Origin of the sequence: Rhodococcus sp. KRD175 (assembly GCF_017168275.1) — a bacterium.
In the GTDB taxonomy this organism is placed as follows: Bacteria; Actinomycetota; Actinomycetes; order Mycobacteriales; family Mycobacteriaceae; genus Rhodococcoides; species Rhodococcoides fascians.
In genome coordinates this window covers 604,158-626,248 of record NZ_JABFAQ010000004.1, presented here as the reverse complement: position 1 = coordinate 626,248, position 22,091 = coordinate 604,158, and the positions used below count along the sequence as shown (strand labels likewise).

General features: G+C 65.3%; 19 protein-coding genes and 1 tRNA gene. 9 read left to right on the top strand and 11 right to left on the bottom strand.

All coding sequences use genetic code 11. The features are described 5' to 3' along the window. Nucleotides 1–9: 9 nt before the first annotated feature. Genes thrC through argS form a run of 4 tightly spaced genes read right to left on the bottom strand, consistent with a single transcriptional unit; the run spans nt 10 to nt 5,442 of the window. Nucleotides 10–1,077 (bottom strand): threonine synthase, encoded by a 1,068-nt coding sequence (gene thrC / locus J1M81_RS07460; protein ID WP_027497914.1) that lies wholly within the window; start codon nt 1,075–1,077, stop codon nt 10–12. Beyond that, a complete protein-coding gene (locus tag J1M81_RS07455) occupies nt 1,074–2,375 on the bottom strand; it encodes a homoserine dehydrogenase (protein ID WP_032368776.1) in 1,302 nt (433 codons plus the stop codon). Before J1M81_RS07455 ends, thrC begins: the two co-directional genes overlap by 4 nt. Further along, nucleotides 2,372–3,793 (bottom strand): diaminopimelate decarboxylase, encoded by a 1,422-nt coding sequence (lysA, locus tag J1M81_RS07450; RefSeq protein ID WP_032365576.1) that lies wholly within the window; start codon nt 3,791–3,793, stop codon nt 2,372–2,374. Before lysA ends, J1M81_RS07455 begins: the two co-directional genes overlap by 4 nt. Further along, nucleotides 3,790–5,442 (bottom strand): arginine--tRNA ligase, encoded by a 1,653-nt coding sequence (gene argS / locus J1M81_RS07445; protein WP_206497839.1) that lies wholly within the window; start codon nt 5,440–5,442, stop codon nt 3,790–3,792. Before argS ends, lysA begins: the two co-directional genes overlap by 4 nt. Before the next feature lie 232 nt (nt 5,443–5,674). On the opposite strand from argS, the gene J1M81_RS07440 reads away from it, so the two are divergent. The 8 genes from J1M81_RS07440 (at nt 5,675) to J1M81_RS07405 (ending at nt 11,926) form a co-directional block, all read left to right on the top strand. Continuing rightward, on the top strand, nt 5,675–6,580 hold the full coding sequence (locus J1M81_RS07440; protein WP_206497838.1) for a DUF3105 domain-containing protein: 906 nt from the start codon (nt 5,675–5,677) through the stop codon (nt 6,578–6,580). Beyond that, nucleotides 6,580–7,296 (top strand): DUF305 domain-containing protein, encoded by a 717-nt coding sequence (locus tag J1M81_RS07435; RefSeq protein WP_032401274.1) that lies wholly within the window; start codon nt 6,580–6,582, stop codon nt 7,294–7,296. Before J1M81_RS07440 ends, J1M81_RS07435 begins: the two co-directional genes overlap by 1 nt. A gap of 69 nt (nt 7,297–7,365) precedes the next feature. Continuing rightward, nucleotides 7,366–7,438: transfer RNA gene (locus J1M81_RS07430), tRNA-Arg, on the top strand. 60 nt (nt 7,439–7,498) lie between these two features. Continuing rightward, nucleotides 7,499–8,425: a hypothetical protein gene (locus J1M81_RS07425; protein ID WP_032401273.1), complete on the top strand. Its 927-nt coding sequence runs from the start codon at nt 7,499–7,501 to the stop codon at nt 8,423–8,425. 14 nt (nt 8,426–8,439) lie between these two features. Beyond that, nucleotides 8,440–9,027, top strand: a complete 588-nt coding sequence (locus J1M81_RS07420; RefSeq protein ID WP_206497837.1) for a class I SAM-dependent methyltransferase — start codon at nt 8,440–8,442, stop codon at nt 9,025–9,027. Between the two features lie 106 nt (nt 9,028–9,133). Next, the gene (locus J1M81_RS07415; protein ID WP_206497836.1) at nt 9,134–10,477 is read left to right on the top strand and encodes a DUF2254 domain-containing protein; all 1,344 of its coding nucleotides are present in this window, start codon (nt 9,134–9,136) and stop codon (nt 10,475–10,477) included. Between the two features lie 35 nt (nt 10,478–10,512). Then, nucleotides 10,513–11,046, top strand: coding sequence for a MarR family winged helix-turn-helix transcriptional regulator (locus tag J1M81_RS07410; protein WP_032365573.1), 534 nt, complete (start codon nt 10,513–10,515; stop codon nt 11,044–11,046). A 46-nt stretch (nt 11,047–11,092) separates the two neighbouring features. Beyond that, nucleotides 11,093–11,926 carry a hypothetical protein gene (locus tag J1M81_RS07405; RefSeq protein WP_308051234.1) on the top strand — a complete coding sequence of 278 codons (834 nt, stop codon included), beginning with the start codon at nt 11,093–11,095 and terminating at the stop codon, nt 11,924–11,926. 81 nt (nt 11,927–12,007) lie between these two features. On the opposite strand, the gene J1M81_RS07400 is transcribed toward J1M81_RS07405, so the two are convergent. The 7 genes from J1M81_RS07400 to J1M81_RS07370 form a co-directional block, all read right to left on the bottom strand. Beyond that, nucleotides 12,008–12,784, bottom strand: a complete 777-nt coding sequence (locus J1M81_RS07400) for an enoyl-CoA hydratase (RefSeq protein ID WP_032373980.1) — start codon at nt 12,782–12,784, stop codon at nt 12,008–12,010. After that, complete coding sequence (gene mmsB / locus J1M81_RS07395; protein ID WP_027497925.1) at nt 12,781–13,689, bottom strand: 3-hydroxyisobutyrate dehydrogenase; 909 nt, start codon at nt 13,687–13,689, stop codon at nt 12,781–12,783. The genes J1M81_RS07400 and mmsB overlap by 4 nt, the downstream gene beginning before the upstream one ends. Further along, complete coding sequence (locus J1M81_RS07390; protein WP_206497835.1) at nt 13,686–14,744, bottom strand: enoyl-CoA hydratase/isomerase family protein; 1,059 nt, start codon at nt 14,742–14,744, stop codon at nt 13,686–13,688. The genes mmsB and J1M81_RS07390 overlap by 4 nt, the downstream gene beginning before the upstream one ends. Beyond that, nucleotides 14,741–15,880: an isobutyryl-CoA dehydrogenase gene (locus J1M81_RS07385; RefSeq protein WP_032383699.1), complete on the bottom strand. Its 1,140-nt coding sequence runs from the start codon at nt 15,878–15,880 to the stop codon at nt 14,741–14,743. The genes J1M81_RS07390 and J1M81_RS07385 overlap by 4 nt, the downstream gene beginning before the upstream one ends. Before the next feature lie 6 nt (nt 15,881–15,886). After that, nucleotides 15,887–17,395, bottom strand: coding sequence for a CoA-acylating methylmalonate-semialdehyde dehydrogenase (locus tag J1M81_RS07380; RefSeq protein WP_032406296.1), 1,509 nt, complete (start codon nt 17,393–17,395; stop codon nt 15,887–15,889). Nucleotides 17,396–17,468: 73 nt separating this feature from the next. Next, the gene (locus J1M81_RS07375; protein WP_032401270.1) at nt 17,469–18,221 is read right to left on the bottom strand and encodes an SWIM zinc finger family protein; all 753 of its coding nucleotides are present in this window, start codon (nt 18,219–18,221) and stop codon (nt 17,469–17,471) included. Continuing rightward, nucleotides 18,221–21,067: a DEAD/DEAH box helicase gene (locus tag J1M81_RS07370; RefSeq protein WP_032401285.1), complete on the bottom strand. Its 2,847-nt coding sequence runs from the start codon at nt 21,065–21,067 to the stop codon at nt 18,221–18,223. The genes J1M81_RS07375 and J1M81_RS07370 overlap by 1 nt, the downstream gene beginning before the upstream one ends. 91 nt (nt 21,068–21,158) lie before the next feature. Between J1M81_RS07370 and J1M81_RS07365 the strand changes: the two genes are divergently transcribed. Next, nucleotides 21,159–22,058 carry an NADP-dependent oxidoreductase gene (locus J1M81_RS07365; protein ID WP_206497834.1) on the top strand — a complete coding sequence of 300 codons (900 nt, stop codon included), beginning with the start codon at nt 21,159–21,161 and terminating at the stop codon, nt 22,056–22,058. The last annotated feature ends 33 nt before the right edge of the window (nt 22,059–22,091 follow it).

The window sequence follows — 22,091 nt, the reverse complement described above, 5'->3', positions numbered from 1 at the left end:
TCCGTCAACTCAGGCCAGCTCGAGCGCAGCCGCAACAGCGACGGGATCGACCGAAATCGGTTCCACGACAGGCATTCCCGACAGTGCAGTGTCGGGATCCTTGAGACCGTTGCCGGTCACCGTGCAGACAACGGTCAGGCCAGGCTCCAGCCAGCCTTCCTTTCGAGCCGCCAACAGGCCGGCGACGCTGGCCGCGGAGGCCGGTTCGACGAACACGCCCTCGGTCTTCGCGATCAACCGGTACGCCTCGAGGATCTCCTCGTCGGTCGCGGCCCGGAATGCCCCGTTCGATTCTTCCTTGGCATTGACGGCACCGTTCCAGGATGCGGGTGAGCCGATCCGGATTGCGGTCGCGATCGTTTCCGGGTCCTTCACGGGCGCACCGTGAACCAGAGGAGCGGCACCCGCGGCCTGCACGCCGAGCATGCGCGGCTTGCGGGTGGTGAGGCCGTCGCGGAAGTACTCGGAGTACCCGCGCCAGTACGCGGTGATGTTGCCCGCGTTGCCGACCGGCAGAGCATGGATGTCGGGTGCATCGCCGAGGGCGTCGCAGATCTCGAACGCCGCGGTCTTCTGCCCCTCGATACGCACGGGGTTGACGGAGTTGACCAGACCGATCGTCGGGAACTCGGCCGTGGTCTTGCGCGCCAGTTCGAGGCAGTCGTCGAAGTTGCCCTGGACCTGAATGATCTTCGCGCCGTGCATGACTGCCTGAGCCAGCTTGCCCATCGCGATCTTGCCCTGCGGAACCAGTACGGCACAGGACATGCCGGCCTTGGCCGCGTAGGCCGCAGCGGACGCCGAGGTGTTGCCGGTGGACGCGCACAGCACTGCTTCTTGCCCACGGGCGAGCGCGTCGGTGACGGCCATGGTCATGCCGCGGTCCTTGAACGAGCCGGTGGGGTTGAGTCCCTCGACCTTCAGGTGCACTGTGCAGCCGGTCAATTCGGACAGGTGCCCGGCGGGCAGCAGCGGAGTGCCGCCCTCGCGCAGGGTGACGGTCTTCCAGTCGGGACCGATCGCCAGACGCGACCGGTACGCCTCGATCAGACCGGGCCAGGGGGTGTGGACGCTCATACTGTGGTGCCTTCCAATCTGAGAACGCTGGCGACGTGGACGACCACGTCCAACTGCTCGAGGGATGCAACGGTGTCGGACAGTGCGGAATCGGCCGCGAGGTGAGTGACCACGACGAGCCTGGCCCCGTCACCCGCGCCGTGCTGGCGCACGGTGGAGATGCTGACGTCGCGCTTGGAGAATTCGGCGGCCACGGTAGCGAGAACGCCGGGCTTGTCGGCCACCTGCATGCTGACGTAGTACCGGGTGAGGATGTCACCCATCGGGGCCACCTTGAGCTTGGCGTACTTGGACTCGAGTGGGCCGCGGCCTCCGTAGAACTTGTTGCGCGCGGCCATCACCAGGTCGCCGAGCACGGCGGATGCCGTCGGCGCGCCGCCCGCACCCTGGCCGTAGAACATCAACCGGCCTGCGGCCTCGGCCTCGACGACGACGGCGTTGAACGCGCCGTTCACCGATGCCAACGGGTGATCGAGCGGAACGAGTGCCGGGTAGACGCGGGCCGAGATGCGCTCCTTGCCCTTGGGCGTGGTGATGCGCTCGCAGATGGCCAGCAACTTGATGGTGCAGTCGAGAGACTTCGCGGTCTCGAGGTCGTCTGCAGTGATCTTGCTGATGCCCTCGCGGTAGACGTCGCCGGCCGTGACCCGAGTGTGGAACGCGATCGAGGCGAGGATGGCCGCCTTGGACGCGGCGTCGTAACCCTCGACATCGGCGGTCGGATCGGCCTCGGCGTATCCCAATCGGCCTGCCTCGGCGAGGGTTTCGGCGTAATCGGCACCGGTCTCGTCCATGGCCGAGAGGATGAAGTTGGTGGTGCCGTTGACGATGCCCGCGACCTTGTTCACGCGGTCGCCTGCCAACGACTGCATCAACGGCCGCACCACCGGAATGGCTCCGGCGACAGCTGCCTCGAAATACAGGTCGGCGCGCGATTTCTCGGCCGCGTCGGCCAACTCTCCGGTGTATTCGGCGAGCAGGGCCTTGTTCGCAGTGATGACGGACTTGCCGTTCTCGAGCGCCGACAACACCAGCTTGCGTGGGATGTCGATACCGCCGAGCACCTCGACGACGATGTCGACGTCGTCGCGACCGACCAATTCGGCCGGGTCGTCGGTGAGCAGTTCGGCCGGTACTCCGCGATCGCCGTCGATCCGACGTACCGCGATTCCCCGAATCTCTAGTGGCGCACCGATTCTGGCCTCGAAGTCCGCTGCATTCTCGGTGAGGATCCGGACGACCTCGCTACCGACGTTTCCGAGTCCGAGTACGGCGACGCCTATCGGCTTCGATGTCATGGCTGAACCTCCAAGCTGAGCAGATCTTCGATGGTTTCCCGCCGCAGGATCAGGCGCGCACGCCCGTCCTTGACCGCGACCACAGCGGGCCGCGTCAGCAGGTTGTAGCGGCTGGACATGGAGTAGCAGTAAGCACCGGTGGCTGCGACGGCGAGCAGATCACCGGGCCCGACGTCGGCCGGCATCCACGTGTTCTTGATGACGATATCGCCACTCTCACAGTGCTTTCCGACCACGCGAGCCATCACGGCGTCGGCGTCGCTGGTACGCGAGACCAAGCGGCAGTCGTACTCGGCCTGATACAGCGACGTACGGATGTTGTCGCTCATACCGCCGTCGACACTGATGTACCGCCTGCGGGTGGCGTTGTCGACGGTGACGTCCTTGACGGTGCCCACCTCGTAGACCGTCACGGTGCCCGGCCCGGCGATGGCTCGACCCGGCTCGACGGCAATGGTCGGAACCGGCAAACCGGCCGCGGCCGACTCCGTCTCGACGATGCTCGCCAGCTTGGCCGCCAATTGGTCGACGGGCGGCGGATCGTCACTCGGTACGTACGAAATACCCATGCCGCCACCGAGATCGAGCGTCGAGATCTGCGAGGTCTTGTCCACGCCGAACTCGGCAACGATGTCGCGCAGCAGCCCGATGACCTTGTGCGCAGCCAGCTCGAAACCGTCGACCTCGAAGATCTGCGAGCCGATGTGACTGTGCAGCCCCACGAGACGAAGGTTGTCTGCGGCGAACACCCGACGGACGGCTTCGATCGCCGAGCCGTCGGCGAGCGAGAAGCCGAACTTCTGATCCTCGTGGGCGGTCGCGATGAACTCGTGCGTGTGTGCCTCGACGCCGACGGTGATACGAATCAGCACGTCCTGCACCACACCGGCCGAACCGGCCACGGCGTCGAGACGGTCGATCTCGATATTGGAGTCGAGAACGACGTGCTCGACTCCGGCACTCACTCCGGCCTCGAGCTCGGCCACCGATTTGTTGTTGCCGTGCATCGCAATTCGATCCGCCGGGAATCCGGCAGCAAGGGCGATGGCCAGCTCACCGCCCGAGCAGATGTCGAGCGAGAGACCCTCGTCGGCCACCCAACGAGCGATCTCTCCACACAGAAATGCCTTGGAGGCGTAGTGAACTCGTTCGGGTGCTCCGAACGCAGCGGCCATCTCGCGGCAGCGTGCGCGGAAGTCGTCCTCGTCCACGACGAACAGTGGGGTGCCGTACTGCGCCGCGAGGTCGGTGACCGACACCCCCGCGAGCCGAACCGTGCCGTCGTCGCCGCGTGCCGCGTTGCGTGGCCACACCTGTTCGGGAAGCGTCGTCATGTCCGACGCGGCGCTCGGACGCTCGGACATCGACTGCTTGGCTGGGGCATCGGCGTGCTTGGGCCCTGCCGGATGTGCGCTCACATGCGCTCCGGTGCGCTGACACCGAGCAGTTCGAGGCCGTTGGCCAGAACCTGCCGGGTTGCGTTGCCCAATGCCAGTCGTGCGGTGTTCACAGGTCCGGGCTCCTCGTCTCCTTGGGGAAGTACTCGACACGCGCCGTAGAACCGGTGGTAGGCCCCCGCCAGTTCTTCGAGGTAGCGGGCGATCCGGTGTGGTTCGCGTAGTTCGGCGGCACTGGCCACCACCCGCGGGTACTCGCCGATCGTCCTGATCAACTCGCCCTCCTGCTCGTGCGTCAGCAGGCTCAGATCGGGATCGTCGGCCGAGATCCCCAGTTCGGCGGCATTGCGCGCGAGCGATGCCAACCGGGCGTGGGCGTACTGGACGTAGTACACCGGGTTCTCGTTGCTGGCGCTGGCCCACAGGGCGAGGTCGATGTCGATGCTCGAGTCGACGGACGACCGGATCATGACGTAGCGCGACGCGTCGACGCCGATGGCTTCGACCAGATCGTCGAGCGTGATGACGGTGCCTGCCCGCTTGCTCATCTTCACCGCGACGCCGTCGCGAACGAGGTTGACCATCTGCCCGATCAGTACCTCGACGGTCTCGGGGTCGTCGCCGAATGCAGCGGCGGCGGCCTTGAGTCGACCGATGTAACCGTGGTGGTCTGCCCCGAGCATGTAGATGCACAGGTCGAAACCGCGCTGACGCTTGTTCTGGAAGTACGCGATGTCGCCTGCAATGTAGGCAGCATTACCGTCGCTCTTGATGACGACGCGATCCTTGTCGTCGCCGTACTCGGTGGACCGAAGCCACCATGCACCGTCTTCCTCGTACAGGCTCCCCGAGCCCTTGAGGTAGTCGACCGATTTTTCGACGGCACCGGACTCGAAGAGTGAGTTCTCGTGGAAGTAGACGTCGAAATCGACACCGAATTCGTGCAGGTTGGCCTTGATGCGGTCGAACATCAGCTGGGTACCGATCGACCGGAAGATCTCGTCCTGCGCCTCGGGTGCCAGCGCCAGCGCTTCGGGCTCCTTCGCCAGCACCTGCTGTGCGATCTCGGCGATGTACTCGCCCGCATAGCCGTTCTCCGGTGCCGGCTCTCCCTTGGCCGCGGCGATGAGCGACCGGCTGAAGCGATCGATCTGAGCGCCGTGATCGTTGAAGTAGTACTCGCGAGTGACCTCGGCTCCGTGCGCGGTCAGGATGCGTCCGAGGGCATCGCCGACGGCAGCCCATCGGGTTCCACCGAGGTGCACCGGTCCGGTGGGGTTGGCCGAGACGAACTCGAGGTTGACCTTCTTGCCTGCCATCGAGGATCCGTTGCCGAACTCGGCACCGGCGGCCAGCACGCGGGCAACGATCTCGCCCTGCGCTGCGGCAGCCAGCCTGATGTTCAGAAAGCCGGTGCCCGCGACGTCGGCACTGGCGATCGCGGCGTCGGCCGCGAGTGCCTCGGCGAGCCAGCCGGCGAAATCACGGGGATTGGCTCCGGCCTTCTTCGCCACCTGCAGCGCCACGTTGGTGGCGTAGTCACCGTGCTCGGGATTGCGGGGACGCTCGACCGTGAGCTTCGCAGGGAGAACGGATGCGTCCAGGCCGCGGTCGGCAAGCACCTTGGCGGCGGTCGCGTGAAGCAATTCGGCAAGATCGGCGGGAGTCACAGGTAGCCATCCTATTGGCTGGTGTGCGGCATACTCGCATCCACTGCCCGTCCGAGCGCGGGGCCACCTGGCCGATGCGGTCCACACGGGCTCTGAGCACGCTCTCAGACAGAGAACGTACAGTAAAGGCGCTCTGCGCGGACGACCGTCGAGCACGGCCGTCACCAGCAGATACGTACCACCAGCGCTACCGACCACCCACTTTTCCTCGACTGAGAGAGCAACCACAGCGATGCCAACGGGTCCCGACAAAGGCAGTCAGAACAAGTCGGCTGCGAAGGCAGACAAAGCCATCAGTGCAGCCAACAAGAAGTCAGCTCGCAAGAAGCAGGGCGGCGTCCCCGCCGCCAAGGGCAGACAGATTCCCTGGCTGACGGTTGCCGGTGTCGTTGTGGTCGTCGGACTCGTCGTGGGCCTCGGGGTCAACCTCTACCCCAAGTACCAGGACCGCGCCGAGGCGCAGAAATTCGCGCCCAGCGAGAGCAATCAGGATCCGTCGACGGGAATCGACGGCGTCACCATCAAGGAATACCCGGCAGCCCTGCACGTCGGGCGCGCGCAACGCGTCGCCTACGACCAGACGCCGCCGTTCGGTGGACCGCACGATGCGGTGTGGGCCACTTGCACCGGCATCGTCTACCCCGACGCCATCCGCACCGAGAACGCTGTGCACTCCCTCGAACACGGAGCGGTCTGGGTGACGTACAACCCCGACGACCTCAACGAAGACCAGATTCAGTCCCTGGCCGACCGCGTCGACGGGGAAACGCAGATGATGATGTCGCCGTACCCGGGCCTCGACACTCCCGTCTCGCTGCAGTCCTGGGGTCACCAGCTCAAGCTCGACAGCGTCGACGACGAGCGCATCGGTCAGTTCATCTCGGCTCTGCGCCTCAATCGATTCGCCTACCCGGAGGTCGGTGCCAGCTGCGCATCCGTGCCCGGAGTCGGTGACAACGCGTTCGATCCCGACAACCCGCCGCTGTTCGACGCTTCGGCCCCGGGTGCGGACGCCGTTCCGATGGACGGCGCAGGCATCACTCCCGACGCCAGCGAGACCAGCGGCGCAGGCGGAATGCCGAGCGGCCTGCCCGGCGGAGCACAGCTGCCCAGCGATCTCCAGGTGCCCGCGAGCTGATGACCGAATCGACAGTCGACTCGGTCAACGGCGTCCCCGAGACCAAGCGGAGCCAGCGCACTGCGCTGGTCGCCTTGGCCGTGATCGCCGTACTGGCGATCGGATTCGCGCTGGGCTTCCTGGCGCAGAATCCGTTCCGCAACGGTGACAACGCCCCCGCAGCAGATTCGGTCGACGTCGGATTTGCCCAGGACATGACGGTGCACCACAACCAGGCCATCGAAATGGCCGCGGTCGCGTTGACCAACGCGCCCGATCAGGCCGTCAAGAGCCTGGCGTTCGACATGCTCACGTCGCAACAGAATCAGGTGGGCCAGATGCAGGGCTGGCTCGCATTGTGGGACCGCGCGCCGATCTCGACCGACGGATACATGACCTGGATGACGGCCGACGACTCTCACGGCCATTCGATGGGCGGCATGTCGATGGAACCGGGATCCTCCGATCCCACCAGGGCCATGCCCGGCATGGCCAGCTCCACGGAGCTCGCCGCACTACGCCAAGCGACCGGAACCGACGTCGACGTCATGTTCTTGCAGCTGATGCTGCGTCACCACGAGGGCGGCCTGGCGATGATGGAATACGCCCAGACGCACGCGCAGTCTCCTGCGGTGATCAACCTGGCGAAGTCCATGGTCGCAACGCAGACGAGTGAGTCGACTCTGATGAAGCAGATGCTCGCGGCGAAGGGTGCGCAGCCGCTGCCCGAGGGGTGATTTCGACTCGCGTCGCACATGCGCTAGTCTTTCGTACAGCCCAACAGGCACGCCGGCTGAAGCCGGTGCGCCCCCGTAGCTCAGGGGATAGAGCGTTCGCCTCCGGAGCGAAAGGCCGCAGGTTCGAATCCTGCCGGGGGCACACATCTTTCACGCATGTCACTTCCCCGAGGTGACTGCTCGAACGAGACGGACTGTTCACATGTCCGAGGATCTCCCCGATATCGACACCGTCATCGACGAGCTGTATTCACTGGCACCCGCCGACTTCGTGTCGCACCGATCGGCGTATGTGACCCGGTTCAAGAAGGCCGGAGACAAGTCCGGTGCCACTCGTATCGGCGGACTCCGTAAACCCACTGTCGTGGCCTGGTTGGTGAACACACTCGCTCGTCAGGACGAATCCGCGGTCGCCGAGTTGTTCGACCTCGGTGCCGAACTCGAACGGGCTCAGCAACGCGGCGACGGACATCGACTGCGTGAGTTGTCCACCGCTCGAAGCGCTTCGATACGCGCGCTCACCGATCGAGCCGTTGCATTGGGTCTCGAACGTGGCGTGACCGTCGGCGACAACGCGGCGCGCGAGGTTTCCAACACCCTCAATGCTGCAATGGCCGATCCGGAGATCCGCGACCGGGTTCGTGCGGGCCGAACGGTGGTGGCCGAGACATACAGCGGCTTCGGCCCCGCGCTGCTCTCGCTCGTTCCGGATCCTCCTGAGACCGAGACCGAGACCGAGACCGAGGACGACGGCGAACCGGACATTGCCGATGACGCGCCCGAGTCCGCAGCGGAATCCGATGCCGAGAACGAAGCCGAGCGGCTGCGCCAGGCCGAACACGATCGCCTGGTCGCCGAACTCGACTCTGCCGAAACCGCATTCGATGCCGCACGCGATGCGGCCGACGCTGCCGACCAGGACACAGAACGCGCTGCGTCCGAACGACGTTGTGCCACAGCAGAAGTCGAGAGACTCGAAGGCGAGCTTGACGCCGCGAGAGCCACAGCGAAGGCTGCGCGGGCCGCGGAGAGAGCACGCGTCGAACAGGCAGAGTCGACGGCGGAGGCGCTCGAGGCGGCCCGGGCACGCGTGGCCGAAGCCCGGTCGGCCCTCGACGAACCGAGCTGACCTACCCTGGCGGTATGACCACGCGCTGGCAAGCCGAGAACTCCGCCGACGACTCCGCCCGGTACATCGAGCGATTCGATCGTCTGGCCGAACGCGGCGTGGATCTGCACGGTGAAGCCCGCATGGTCGACGCGGTGGTCTCCCCCGCGTCGACCATCCTCGACGCCGGCTGCGGTACGGGCAGACTCGGTGCCGAACTGGCGCGACGTGGCCACCACGTCACCGCCGTGGATCTCGATCCGATTCTGGTCGAGAAGGCGCGTAGTCATCCCGAACTCGACGTGCATCTCGCGGATCTGACCACGCTCGAGTTGAATCGCACGTTCGACGCGGTCGTCGCGGCCGGCAACGTGTTGGTTTTTCTGAAGCCCGGCACCGAACGCGCTGCGCTCGAACGCATCTGGGCACATCTGAACGACGGCGGAGTGTTCGTCACCGGCTTCGCCACCGACCGGGCATACACAGCCGACGAACTCCACGAGGATCTCACTGCCGTCGGATTTTCCGTCGAACATCGGTTCTCCACCTGGGACCTGCGGCCCTGGCGCGCCGACGCGGACTGGGCCGTCACCGTGGCACGAAAGCCTGCTCTGCTCGCTTGAGACGAATCGAGGCCGGCCTGTGCCGGCAAGCCTCGTTCGAACGAAGCGAGCGCCGCGATTCCAAATGCGGGTGTCGATTCGTTCCTGGGCGGGAAGACTGTCGCTCATGAAGGAACACATAGCGCGGTTGCGGGAGTCGTTCTGGTTCATTCCCGCCGTCCTCGGAGTTCTCGCACTCCTACTGGCGCAGGCGCTCGTCAGCCTCGATCGCTACCTACTCGACACCCGCGTGGACCTGACGGGTTCGTTGCTCTATCACGTCGGGGCGAGTGGCAGCCGGGACATCCTCGGGGCGATCGGTGGCTCGATGCTGGGGGTGGCTGCCACGTCGTTCTCCATCACCATCTCCGTCCTCGCCACGGCCAGCTCCTCGTACGGCCCCCGTCTGGTGCGAAACTTCATGGCGGACCGCGGGAATCAGATGGTTCTGGGGATCTTCGGGGCGACGTTCCTGTACTCGCTGATGGTGCTGCGGTCGATTCGTTCGATCGAATCCGATGGTTCGGTGTTCGTCCCGGACATCGCCGTCAACGTGGCAGTCGCGCTCGCCGTCGTCGACGTGGGCGTGCTCGTCTACTTCATCCACCACATCGCGCAGTCGATTCAGGTGGCCACCCTGTCCGCGAGAGTCCGCGACGAGTTGTCGGAATCCGTCGACTCCCTCTACCCGACCGATCGTCCCGACGACGCCGCTTCGATCGACGGCATCTCGAAACCACCTGTCTACGTGACGGTCCTGGCCGAGACATCCGGGGTGATCATCGACATCGACGAGGACGCACTGCTGGGCATCGCGAGCGACAACGGCACGCTGATCGAGATTCATCGGGTCCCGGGCGAGCACATCGTCTCCGGCGAGCCGCTCGTCGACATTCTCGCCGATCGCTCGGCCGACATCTCCGACGCATCGATCGACCGAGTCCGCTCTTCTGTCGACATCGGTACCAGTAGGACGCCGCGCCACGACATCGCGTTCGCCGTCGAGCAGATGACGGAAATGGCGGTCCGGGCGCTGTCCACCGGGGTCAACGATCCCTACACGGCGCGTAACGCCATCGACGATCTCTCCGTCGGACTCGTTGCACTGGTCCAACGGCCGGCACCGTCACGCGGACGGCGTGGAACCGACGGAGAGGTGCGACTGATCGTGCGGCGGGTGCCCGTCTCGATCTTGATCGACCATGCGCTCGATGCGGTGCGCATCTACGGGACCGGCAGTCCTATGGTGGTCCAGGCCGGAATTCGTCTCGCCGAGAGGGTCGGCCGCGCGGCGCGCTCCACCGACGATGTCGACGCCGTGCTGGCGCAATTGAGCCTGTTGGACGCCGCCCTGACCGTCGACGAGACCGACAGCGCGCGCACAGCCGATGCCCGCGAGCAGATTTCGCGGACTCGAGCAGCGATCACCGATCGGGTACCACTCGCGGTACTTCGCACCGTCATTCGGTAGACGCTCGAACCGGGCACCGTGGGAGGATGGTGTGTATGCCAGCACCGTCGCCGCTTCCCCTCGACCCCATTGCAGAGGCCCACCGTCAGTGGACCAAGCACGGGTGGTCCGATGCCGCCGACGGTATGGCCGCGGTCACCTCGCTGATGCGCGCGCAGCAGATCATGCTGGCCCGGGTCGAGGAAGCGCTCAAGCCGACGGGACTGACGTTTTCGCGCTACGAGTTGCTGACGTTGTTGACGTTCACCAAGAACGGCGCGCTACCGATGGCGAAGGCCAGTGCCCGACTGCAAGTGCACCCCACCAGTGTGACCAACGCGGTGGACCGCCTCGAATCGGTCGGCTACGTGCGCCGGATTCCCCATCCCAGCGATCGACGGACAACCCTGGTCGAAATCACCGAGCAGGGGCGCACGTTGGCGGTCGAAGCCACCGAGCGCCTGAACACGCTGGTGTTCGCCAAGCCCGGGCTCGCGCGCGACAAGCTGATGGCGTTGGTGCGCATCCTTGCGGAACTGCGTTCGGATGCAGGCGATTTCGACAGTGATGACATCACCACATCGTTCTGAGTTCGATGGTGACTCGTCACAAGACAATGGCACAGCCGTACCGTTCGTGGTCCAATTGCTCCGGGAACAGGTCGGAGCGGGTGCGCACGGTGCACGCGCAATTCTGACGTATCTGGACAGCCCCCACCGCACACCCATCGTGTCGCGGACCGTGCGCCGCGCTCCCGGGCAGTCGCTGGCCACCACGATCGCCACCGGCGTCGACGCCATCCATGCCATCGCCGCGACGATGTCGCTCCCGGTCCAGTTCTCTGCGATTGCCTACCGGGTGGCCACCGATCCCGGCACGGTCGCCACCCGAGGTACCGCACGCACGGCCTCACTCGTTCCGGAAACCGCTGCGCAAGTGAGGTTTCTACGATTCATCGGGCTGGTCCCCAATCACGGCGTCACCGTGCTGTGCGACATCGGTAGTACCGGGACCACGGTCACCGTCATCGATCTCGCGTCTACTCGCACCCTCATGACGCGGCGCACTGCCACGTTCTGCGGCGACGATCTCGATCACTCGGTGCGCCGGCTGCTCTCGTCCAACGGCGTTCGCGTCGGAATCGACGCCAGCCGGTCCATCAAGGAGCAACTGAGTGTCGATTCCGTCGTCAGCACCACGGACCCAGCCGGCACTGCACGGCATGTGCTGACACGGCGCGACTTCGACGATCTGATCGCGGGACCCGTCCGTTACGCAGGCATGCTGGTGGAGCAGACCATCGAATTGTCCGGTGCCAGACCGCAGTCCATCGTCGTGGTCGGCGGCGGCGCGAACATCACCTCGATAGCGCGGTCTCTCGAACTACGGACCGGCCTGACGACCCTGGTGCCGACCATGCCCGAGCTGGTCTCGGCCCGCGGGGCCGCCCTCCTGTCCCCCGACAGGTAGGACGGCCCCGGGAGTCGAGCCTGCGGAACGACCCGAAAGCACGCGTGGAGCCCGCGGAACGACCCGAAAGTGCGGCCAGCACTACCGGTGCTGGAAGTTGGGCGTGCGCTTCTCGATGAAAGCCGACATGCCTTCCTTCTGATCCTCCGTGGCGAACGTCGAATGAAACACGCGGCGCTCGAACAGAACTCCCTCACGAAGGCTCGACTCGAACGATCGGTTCACTGCTTCCTTCGCCATCATGGCAACCGGTAGCGACATCTCGGCGATCGTGGTCGCGGTTGCGATGGCGTCGTCGAGGAGATCCGCGACCGGCACGATGCGCGAGACCAATCCTGCTCGCTCGGCTTCCTCGACCTTCATGTTCCGGCCGGTCAGGCACATCTCCATGGCCTTGGCCTTGCCTACCGCACGCGTCAGGCGCTGCGAGCCACCGATTCCCGGAATGACGCCGAGCTTGATCTCGGGTTGTCCGAATACCGCGGTGTCCGAGGCGATCAGAACGTCGCACAGCATCGCGAGTTCACACCCGCCACCGAGTGCATAACCGGAGACCGCCGCGATGAGGGGCGTCCGCGCCGCGGCCAGTCGATCCCACGCCGCGAAGAAGTCGTCGAGGTACACGTCCATGTACGACTTGGGCTGCATTTCCTTGATGTCGGCCCCGGCTGCGAAAGCCCGTTCGGATCCGGTGATCAGAATGGCACCGATCTCGGAATCTGCATCGAGTTCCTCGACCACCGACACGACCTCACGCATCAACTGAGAGTTCAGCGCGTTCAATGCTTTCGGACGGTTCAGCGTGATGGTGCCGACGCGTCCCCGGCGTTCGAGCAGGATGGTTTCGTAGTCGGTCACTGAGCAGCTCCGTTCGAGCGTTCGCGGATGTCGTTGATGATGCCGGAGAAGTCCACGTCGGTTCCGCCACCGGACGTTTCCTTGAACCGAGCGTAGAGCTCGGCTGCGCGAAGTCCGAGTACTCCCTCGACCCCGTTGTCGCGCAGTGCATTCGCAGCCAGACCCAGATCCTTGTCCATGAGGGCCGCCGCGAATCCGGGCTTGTACTCGTTGTTCGCCGGGCTCGTCGGAACCGGACCGGGCACCGGGCAATTGGTCGTCAACGCCCAGCATTGGCCGGACGCGGTCGATGCCACGTCGAAGAGCGCCTGATTGCTCAGACCGAGCTTCTCGCCCAACACGAAGGCCTCGCTGATGGCAATCATCGATACACCGAGAATCATGTTGTTGCAGATCTTGGCGGCCTGGCCGTTGCCTGCCGGTCCGCAGTGCACGACCTTGCGGCCCATGACATCGAGAACGGCAGCGGCGGAGGCGAAATCGTCCTCCGAACCACCGACCATGAACGTGAGCGTGCCTGCGGCCGCTCCCCCGACACCGCCCGAGACCGGAGCGTCGAGGCTACGGTGTCCGGCCTCGTGCACCAACCGGTGCGCGGCATGCGCGTCGGCGACGTCGATGGTCGACGAATCGATGAATAACGTCCCCGGTGCCGCGGCCGGAAGCAGGTCCCCGTACAGCCCGAGCACCAGTTTCCCGTTCGGCAACATCGTGATCACGATGTCGGCTCCGGCGACGGCCGCAACCGCGGACTCCACCACAGTGACGCCGTCCTTCGTGGCCTGCTCCAGCGCCGCGGGAACAAGATCGAAGCCCTGCACCGTGTACCCGGCCGCAGCCAGGTTGGCGGCCATCGGTCCACCCATGTGCCCGAGGCCGATGAATCCGATCGTCTTCTCGCTCATGACTGCTCACCTTCTGTAAGTGCTTTCGACAGACCGAGTTCGGCGTCGCCCAGGGGCGCGAAGTATCGGTCGACGTCCTCGGCAGCGACATCCGCCGACGTGGCCGGCTGCCACTGGGGATTGCGATCCTTGTCGACGACCTGCGCCCGAATTCCCTCGACCAGATCGTGACTGCTCAGCGACGCGACCGACACGCGGTACTCCTCGTCGAGCACGGCCTCGAGGGAGGGCAGCGTCGCCGCCCGTCGCAGCGACCGCAGCGTCACCGCAAGAGACACCGGCGATTTGGACGCGATGTCCTTTGCCGCCTGCTGCGCCTCCGGCACCGGCGATGCAGCCAGAGCGTCGACGATGCCCTGAATGTCGTCACCGGCGTAGCACTCGTCTATCCATTCCTGCTGAGCCGCGCCGGTGGATTCCGGAGCCGACTCGCTGAACGTGTCGACGGCCTCCCCGACGCTGACCGTCTCGAGGGCGGTGTAGAACTCCTCGAGCCTGTCCGACGGAATGTAGTGATCGGCGAATCCGACCGCGATGGCGTCGGCCGCATTCATCCGCGCCGTGGTGAGCGCGAAGTGGGTACCGGTTTCGCCGGGCGCACGCGAAAGAAGGTAGGTGCCACCGACATCGGGGATGAATCCGATGCCGACCTCGGGCATCGCGATCTTCGAACGTTCGGTCACGATGCGGGTGTTCGCGTGGGCCGAGAGCCCGACGCCACCGCCCATGACGATGCCGTCCATGATCGCGACGAAGGGCTTGGGAAAGCGGGCGATCGCGGCGTTGAGCACGTACTCCTCGCGCCAGAAGTCCTTGCTCCCGCTACCGCCGTCCTTGGCGTCGTGGTAGATCGAGACTATGTCGCCGCCCGCGCACAATCCTCGCTCGCCGGCTCCGGTCAACAGGACGACGTCAACGCTGTCGTCGGTTGCCCACTGCGTCAACGCCGGAGCTATCTGCTGCACCATCGCATGCGAGAGTGCGTTGATGGCTTTGGGGCGGTTCAGAGTGATGCGACCGATCCCGCCCGAAACCTCCAGTAGGACATCGCTCATGCTGCACCCACGATGGAGCGAGCTACGACCACGCGCATGATCTCGTTGGTACCTTCCAGAATCTGGTGGACCCGAAGGTCGCGAACGATTTTCTCGACACCGTACTCGGCGAGATAACCGTATCCGCCGAGCAACTGCAGCGCCCCGTTGGCGACCTCGAAGCCGGTATCGGTACCGAAACGTTTGGCCATCGCGCACATCTCGACCTTGTCGGCGGCATTGTTCTGCAACCCGTCCGCTGCTCGCCACAGCAGAGTTCGCGCAGCTTCGAGCTCGGTCTTGAAATCCGCCAGCCGAAACTGCAGGGCCTGCGAGTCGAGCAACCTGGCACCGAATGCGTTGCGGTCGGCGAGGTAGGACACGGCCTTGTCGAGAGCGGACTGTGCGCCGCCGATCGAGCACGCGGCGATGTTGATGCGTCCGCCGTTGAGCCCGTTCATCGCGATCCGAAATCCGTCGCCCTCGCCGCCGAGCAGGTTGGCAGCCGGAACGCGGGCACCTTCGAAGATCACCTGGCGGGTGGGTTGAGCGTTCCACCCCATCTTCTTCTCGTTCGCTCCGAACGACAGTCCCGCCGTGTCCTTCGGAACGATGAACGCCGAGATGCCGCGCGGACCCGGCGCTCCGGTGCGGGCCATGACGACGTACACCTCGGAAGTGCCTGCGCCGGAGATGAACTGCTTGACGCCGTCCAGCACGTACTCGTCACCGTCGCGGACGGCCTTGGTACCGAGCTTTGCCGCATCGGATCCAGCGCCGGGTTCGGTGAGGCAGTAGCTACCGAGCTGGTCCATCGAGCACAGCCCTGGAAGCCAGCGCTGCCGTTGCTCGTCGTCGCCGTAGGTGTCGATCATCCAGGCGACCATGTTGTGGATCGAGATGTAGGCCGCGATGGACGGGTCACCGGTTGCGAGTTGCTCGAAAATACGCACCGCGTCGACGCGGGTCAGGCCCGATCCGCCCACGTCTTCACGAATGTAGATGCCGCCCATCCCGAGAGCAGCAGCCTTGCGCAGCACGTCCACCGGAAAGTGCTTCTGCTGATCCCATTCGACGGCGTTCGGTGCGAGGAACTCGTCCGCGAAATCACGAGCAGTGTCGTTGATGGCACGCTCGTCCTCGTTCAACGTGAACATCGTCGATCAGTCCATGTTCGGAATGACGAAGTGATTCTGCGCAGCTGCTTCCTTGGTGCCCGACGGCCAACGCTGGGTGACGGTCTTGGTCTTGGTGTAGAAGCGGATGGAATCCGGTCCGTGCTGGTTGAGATCGCCGAATCCCGAACGCTTCCAACCACCGAACGTGTGGTACGCGATCGGCACCGGAATCGGCACGTTGACTCCCACCATGCCCACCTGGACGCGGGAGCAGAAGTCGCGAGCGGTGTCGCCGTCGCGGGTGAAGATCGACACGCCGTTGCCGTACTCGTGTTCGGACGGCAGACGCAGTGCGTCCTCGTAGTCCTTCGCGCGCACGACGATCAGGACCGGTCCGAAGATCTCTTCCTTGTAGATGCGCATGTCGGTGGTCACCTTGTCGAACAGCGTTGCGCCGGCGAAGAATCCGCCCTCGTGGCCCTCGAGACTGAATCCGCGTCCATCGACGACCAACTCGGCACCCTCGTCCACACCGATCTGGGTGTAATCGTTGACGCGCTTCAACGCATCGCTACCGACGAGCGGGCCGAAGTCCGCGGTCTCGTCGTCGCTGCGGCCGATCTTCAGTTTCGCCACTCGCTCGGTCAGTTTGGCGACCAACGCGTCGGCGGTCTCCTCACCGACGGGAACCGCGACGGAAATCGCCATGCATCGCTCGCCGGCCGAACCGTATGCGGCTCCGAGCAGAGCGTCGGCGACCTCGTCGAGATCGGCATCGGGCATCACCAATGCGTGGTTCTTCGCCCCACCGAAGCACTGTGCGCGCTTGCCGTGCTGCGCCGCCGTCTCGTAGATGTACTGCGCGATGGGGGTCGATCCGACGAAGCCGATCGCCTTGACGCGATCATCGGTGAGCAGCACGTCGACGGCATCCTTGCCGCCGTTGACGACGTTGAACACGCCCGGCGGCAGACCTGCCTCGAGGAACAGCTCCGCGAGCTTGAGGGGTACGGACGGGTCTCGCTCTGACGGCTTGAGAATGAAGGCGTTACCGCAGGCGATGGCCGGGCCGGCCTTCCACAGCGGAATCATGGCCGGGAAGTTGAACGGGGTGATGCCGGCAACGACACCGAGCGGCTGACGCATCGAATAGACGTCGATACCGCCACCCGCACCCTCGGTGTACTCACCCTTGAGCAGGTGCGGAACACCGACGGCGAACTCGACGACCTCGACGCCACGCTGGATGTCGCCCTTGGCGTCGGCGATGGTCTTGCCGTGCTCCGACGAGAGCAGCCGCGCGAGTTCTTCGGTGTCGCGGGTGACGAGCGCGAGGAACTTCATCAGCACCCGAGCGCGCCGCTGCGGGTTCCACTTCGCCCACTCACGCTGCGCCTGCTCGGCGTCGGCGATGGCGGCCTCGACCTCGGATACGTCGGCCAGGGGCACCCGGGCCTGCACCTCACCGGTATTGGGATCGAACACATCCCCGAACTGTCCGGAGGTGCCGGCGACATGCTTGCCGCCGATGAAGTGCGTGAGTTCGCGAGCCATGGGTGTCCGTCCTCGAGCGTGGAATTAAGTACGCTCATCCTATAGTCGGATGTCCATGTAAGTCCAGGAGCGGTCACATCCGGTCGTAGAACGCGCGCAGATCAGCGCAGGCCCGGCTGACTTCCGCCTCCGTCGAACCGTCGGCGCGAAAGATTCTGCGCAGGATCAGCGGATCGAGATCGTCCGTCGCCGGAGCGAACGACACCTTGGGGAGTTCGGGGAACGCCGCACGATCGCCGAACCAGTCGTCCGGGTCGAACTCCTCGTCGCTGTCGCCGACCCCCTCGATCAACTGATCCAAGTCGACACCGCGCAGTGCCAGGATCGTCCCCGCGGACGCGTCGATGTGCTCGGCGGCGATGTACATCAGCGCTGCCGCGTGTTTGCACGGCCACCCGTCGTCGGGGCACGAACAGTCGAAATCCAGTTGCCCCTTGTCGTGAGGAAGCAGCACCGACGCCAGCGCCTGAGGAATCGCGTTGGACGCGAGTTCCGCCAGCATGCCGGGGTTCGATCGCACTCGGCCGACGAGCGCGGCCACCTCGCCTTCGGTGAGCGGCTCCACGCTGACCGACGCCGAGAACGGCTCGAGCTGACTGCCCTGCACCTCACCGTAGATCTGCCCGCGTTCGACGCCGAGAGTGAGCACCTGACCCTGGCGGGCATAGGTCCGGCCCCGTGCGATCCGGCCCGGATCGGCCAGATCTTCCATCGCGGCCACGAAGTGCCTGCCCCACCACGTCTGTCCGAAGGCACCCCGCTTGTTACGAGACTCGATGCCGCCCTTGGCTTTTCGACGCTTACCGTACTGCGAGAAGTCGGCCATCACTCCCCCACCGCGTCTTCGCTGAGACGAAACAGTTCCTGCAGTTCCGCAGTGTCCATCTCGGTCACCCAGCTCTCACCGGTGCCCACCGCCAGATCCGCCAGATCCTGTTTGGACACCAGCATCGAATCGATGCGTTCCTCCACGGTGCCCACACACAGCAACTTGCGCACCATCACATTCTTGCGCTGGCCGATACGGAAAGCGCGGTCGGTCGCCTGGTTCTCCACCGCCGGATTCCACCAACGATCGAGGTGCACAACATGATTGGCGGCAGTGAGGTTGAGCCCGGTACCACCGGCCTTGAGCGAGAGCATCATGATCGGCGGACCGTCGTCGCTCTGGAACTTCTCGACCATCTCATCGCGCTTGCCCTTGCTCACGCCGCCGTGCAGGAACGGCACCTGAACTCCGAAACGCTCGGCGAAATACGGTGCCACGAGCTCACCGAACTCTCGAAACTGCGTGAACAACAACGCCTTCTCGTCGTCACCGAGAACGGAATCGAGCATGTCCTCGACCAATCCGATCTTTCCGGAACGGTGCTGACCTCGCTTTAGTACCGCCGAACCGTCGGACAGGAAATGCGCGGGGTGATTGCACACCTGCTTGAGGCGAGTGAGGGCCGAGAGCACCGCACCCTTGCGCTTCATGCCCTTCGCGTCGGCGATCTGCGCCATCATCTCGTCGACGACCGCCTTGTACAACGCCGCCTGCTCGGCAGTGAGGTTGGCGCGCACGGTCATTTCGTTCTTCTCCGGCAGATCAGAGATGACCGTGGGATCGGTCTTGACGCGACGCAGAATGAACGGAGACGTGATGGCACGCAGCCGCGAGACCGCGTTCTCGTCGTTCTCCCGCTCGATCGGCACCGAGAACCGCTTCCTGAAGTCCGACGGCCGCCCCATCATGCCCGGGTTCGCGAAATCCAGAATGGACCTCAGCTCGTCCAGCCGGTTCTCCACCGGCGTCCCGGTGAGCGCCAGTTTGTGATCGGCCGGAATGGCCAGTGCCGCCTTCGCCTGCACGGTGCCTGCATTCTTGATGTGCTGCGCCTCGTCGAGAACCACACGGCGCCACGTCTGTGCGGCCAACTGCGCGCGGTCCTTGGCCATCAATGCGTACGTGGTGACGATCAGGTCGTGCTCCGCGATCGCTCGATCGAGCTCCTCGTCGCGTAACCGCGTCGGACCGTGGTGCACCAGAACACGCAGTGCAGGAGTGAATTTCGCGGCCTCACGTTGCCAGTTACCGACCACCGACATCGGGGCCACCAACAGCGTCGGAGTCGCACTGTTCTCGTGAGCGAGCAGCGTGAGCACCTGCAGTGTCTTGCCCAGGCCCATGTCGTCGGCGAGCACGGCACCGAGACCGAGTCGGCTCATGAACGCGAGCCAGTCGAGACCACGTTGCTGGTAGGGCCGCAGAGTCGCTCGGACACCGTCGGGCACCGGGATGGTTTCCGGAACCGCCCCGGGTTCGAGCAACGTTGCTGCCCAGCCGGTAGCGCGGATGTCCTGGACCGGAGCCGGAGGCGGATCGGCCAACGTCATCTCACGCATCAGCGTGCTGAGCGCAGTCCCGTCACCGTGATGCTCGGCGACGTACTTCGCGGCCCGCGCCAGCTGTCCCCCGTCGGCGAGCACCCATTGCCCGCGCAGCCGGACGAGGTCGCCCTTCGAGACGGCAAGCCGGTTCATCTCCGCCTCGGTGAGCACCATGTCGCCCAGCTGCAGTTGCCAGTCGTACGACACCAGCTCGTCCATACCGACGGCACGATCGGCCGCAGCTTTGGTCACCGCGGGTGACTCGACCCGCAATCGCATCGACGGATCCAACCTGGTCCAGGCCCTCGGCAGCAGGACCGTCGTGCCGGTGGCCTGCAATGCAGTGGCACCGTGTTCGACGAGATCGATGACCACCGACGTCGGCAACAACAGGTCGAGGGTGCCCTCCTGGGTGGGCAGATCACGCAGCCTCGGGTAGGCAGCGACGGCCTCGCCGAGTTTGCGCACTGCCGTCGACAGCAAGGTCGCGTCGACCTTGCGGCTCATCGGGACCGGACGCGGCGCCTCCCCGTCCGCGCGCAGGCACACCTGAAGTGTCCAGAACGACTCGACGGCATCGTCCGGGGCACCGTCGGCATCACCGGTCTCGTCGTCCCGGTCGTCGTCCGGTTCGAGCAGGCGCAGCACCAACGCCGGTTCGTCGACGGTGAGGCTGGCGCGCCAATTGTCGAACAGCGTCGAGATCTTCTGCGTCCCATCGAGATACGGATCGTCACGCACGAGGGCCGACAGCAACGGGTGCTCGGAGTCGGGCTTGCCGAGCACCGATCTGACGATCGGGTCGGTGAGCTCCTCGACCATGTCGTCCAGAAGCTTCTTCGGCCGTTCGTTCGCTCGCTGCACCGACGGCATCGCAACAGCGAGCTCGCTGAGCCATGCGCGTTGACGCTCGCCGCCGACCAGCCGCCAACGCGGCCACCACTTGCCGTCCATCAATTTCAGTGCCGGTACCACTCGTCCGGCCCGGACCCACCGTTCGATGCCCTGGGCGACGTGACCCAGGAACCGGAGGTCGCCGGAGATCAGCGGGTGGGTCGACGGGGTGCGGAGCAACAGGTCGGCCGCATCGTGCGGAGCCAGCGCGATCGCCGGCAGTTCGACCGGATCCCGAGGGGTGGCGCGTCGAGTGGAGTCGGGAAACGTCACTCGGGCGCGATGCCGGAACGTGCGGGTGAGCACGTGCGAGTGTGTCGCCGGTAGGTCGGGTTCGTCTCCGGTGCTGATCTCGTCGTCCCAGAGCAGCAATCCGGCACCGGGAGACCAGAGACCGTGCAGCATCGGTCCATCCAACCAGCACGCACCGACATACCCGGCGCCGATGTGTCTTCGATGAGGCACCGATGTCTCATCGATGAGGCACAGTGGTCCCATGATCGCGTACGGCTTCGACGAATACGGCGGCCCCGACACCGAGACATTTCTGGACCTTCCCGTGACGGAACCGGGATCGGGACAGCTTCTCGTGGCGGTACATGCCGCGGGGGTGAATCCCGCGGACTGGAAGGTGCGGGCGGGTAATCGCAAGGACACCGTGCAGATCACTTTGCCTGCGGTGCTGGGGCGGGAGGTGTCGGGCACTGTTGTGGGCGTCGGCTCGGGAGTGGACGGGTTCTCGGTCGGTGACGAGGTCTTCGGGGCGACGGCGTCGGGTCACGGCGGCTATGCGCAGTACACGCTGCTCAACGCGGCCGGTACGGCACACAAGCCCGAGCCCGTGTCCTGGTCGGTCGCGGCGACACTGCCGGTGGCGGCCGGGACCGCCTTCGACGCACTGCGTGGGTTGGCGCTGACTGCAGGCGACACGGTTCTCGTTCTCGGCGCAGGCGGCGGTGTGGGTTCGTCGGTTCTGCAGCTGGCGCGTGCCGACGGTATCGACGTTCTCGGGGTGGCGAGCTCGGGCAAGCGGGAGTGGATCGAGAGCCTCGGTGCGGAGTTCGTCGAGTCCGGACCCGAGTACGTCGATTCGATATCGCGGCCGGTGCACGGAATCGTCGATCTGGTCGGCGGCGACACTCTTCGCACGGCCGCTGTGAAGACCGGCGCTCCGATCGTCAGCGTGGCCGACCCGGTGCTCGCCGCCCAGTGGGGTGGGTCTGGAGCAGTGCGCGAGCGCACCACTGCAGCGTTCACCCGATTGGCCGATCTGGTCGTGACGGGCGTCCTTCGCCCACGCATCGATCACACGTTTCCACTCGACCGCGCAGGCGAGGCTCTTGCGCTCGTGGAGAACGGGCACGCACTCGGCAAGGTCGTCATCGAGGTCCGCTGACACCCGACCGTGTCGGGCGGTGTCGGTACCGTC

What these genes read in the sequence shown, in the direction of transcription:
- J1M81_RS07365 (WP_206497834.1), top strand. Translation starts at nt 21,159, where the DNA reads ATGATCGCGTACGGCTTCGACGAATACGGCGGCCCCGACACCGAGACA.
- J1M81_RS07455 (WP_032368776.1), bottom strand. Translation starts at nt 2,375, where the DNA reads ATGACATCGAAGCCGATAGGCGTCGCCGTACTCGGACTCGGAAACGTC.
- J1M81_RS07380 (WP_032406296.1), bottom strand. Translation starts at nt 17,395, where the DNA reads ATGGCTCGCGAACTCACGCACTTCATCGGCGGCAAGCATGTCGCCGGC.
- thrC (WP_027497914.1), bottom strand. Translation starts at nt 1,077, where the DNA reads ATGAGCGTCCACACCCCCTGGCCCGGTCTGATCGAGGCGTACCGGTCG.
- J1M81_RS07375 (WP_032401270.1), bottom strand. Translation starts at nt 18,221, where the DNA reads ATGGCCGACTTCTCGCAGTACGGTAAGCGTCGAAAAGCCAAGGGCGGC.
- J1M81_RS07415 (WP_206497836.1), top strand. Translation starts at nt 9,134, where the DNA reads ATGAAGGAACACATAGCGCGGTTGCGGGAGTCGTTCTGGTTCATTCCC.
- J1M81_RS07420 (WP_206497837.1), top strand. Translation starts at nt 8,440, where the DNA reads ATGACCACGCGCTGGCAAGCCGAGAACTCCGCCGACGACTCCGCCCGG.
- J1M81_RS07440 (WP_206497838.1), top strand. Translation starts at nt 5,675, where the DNA reads ATGCCAACGGGTCCCGACAAAGGCAGTCAGAACAAGTCGGCTGCGAAG.
- J1M81_RS07435 (WP_032401274.1), top strand. Translation starts at nt 6,580, where the DNA reads ATGACCGAATCGACAGTCGACTCGGTCAACGGCGTCCCCGAGACCAAG.
- J1M81_RS07425 (WP_032401273.1), top strand. Translation starts at nt 7,499, where the DNA reads ATGTCCGAGGATCTCCCCGATATCGACACCGTCATCGACGAGCTGTAT.
- J1M81_RS07390 (WP_206497835.1), bottom strand. Translation starts at nt 14,744, where the DNA reads ATGAGCGATGTCCTACTGGAGGTTTCGGGCGGGATCGGTCGCATCACT.
- J1M81_RS07370 (WP_032401285.1), bottom strand. Translation starts at nt 21,067, where the DNA reads ATGCTGCACGGTCTCTGGTCTCCCGGTGCCGGATTGCTGCTCTGGGAC.
- J1M81_RS07410 (WP_032365573.1), top strand. Translation starts at nt 10,513, where the DNA reads ATGCCAGCACCGTCGCCGCTTCCCCTCGACCCCATTGCAGAGGCCCAC.
- J1M81_RS07385 (WP_032383699.1), bottom strand. Translation starts at nt 15,880, where the DNA reads ATGTTCACGTTGAACGAGGACGAGCGTGCCATCAACGACACTGCTCGT.
- mmsB (WP_027497925.1), bottom strand. Translation starts at nt 13,689, where the DNA reads ATGAGCGAGAAGACGATCGGATTCATCGGCCTCGGGCACATGGGTGGA.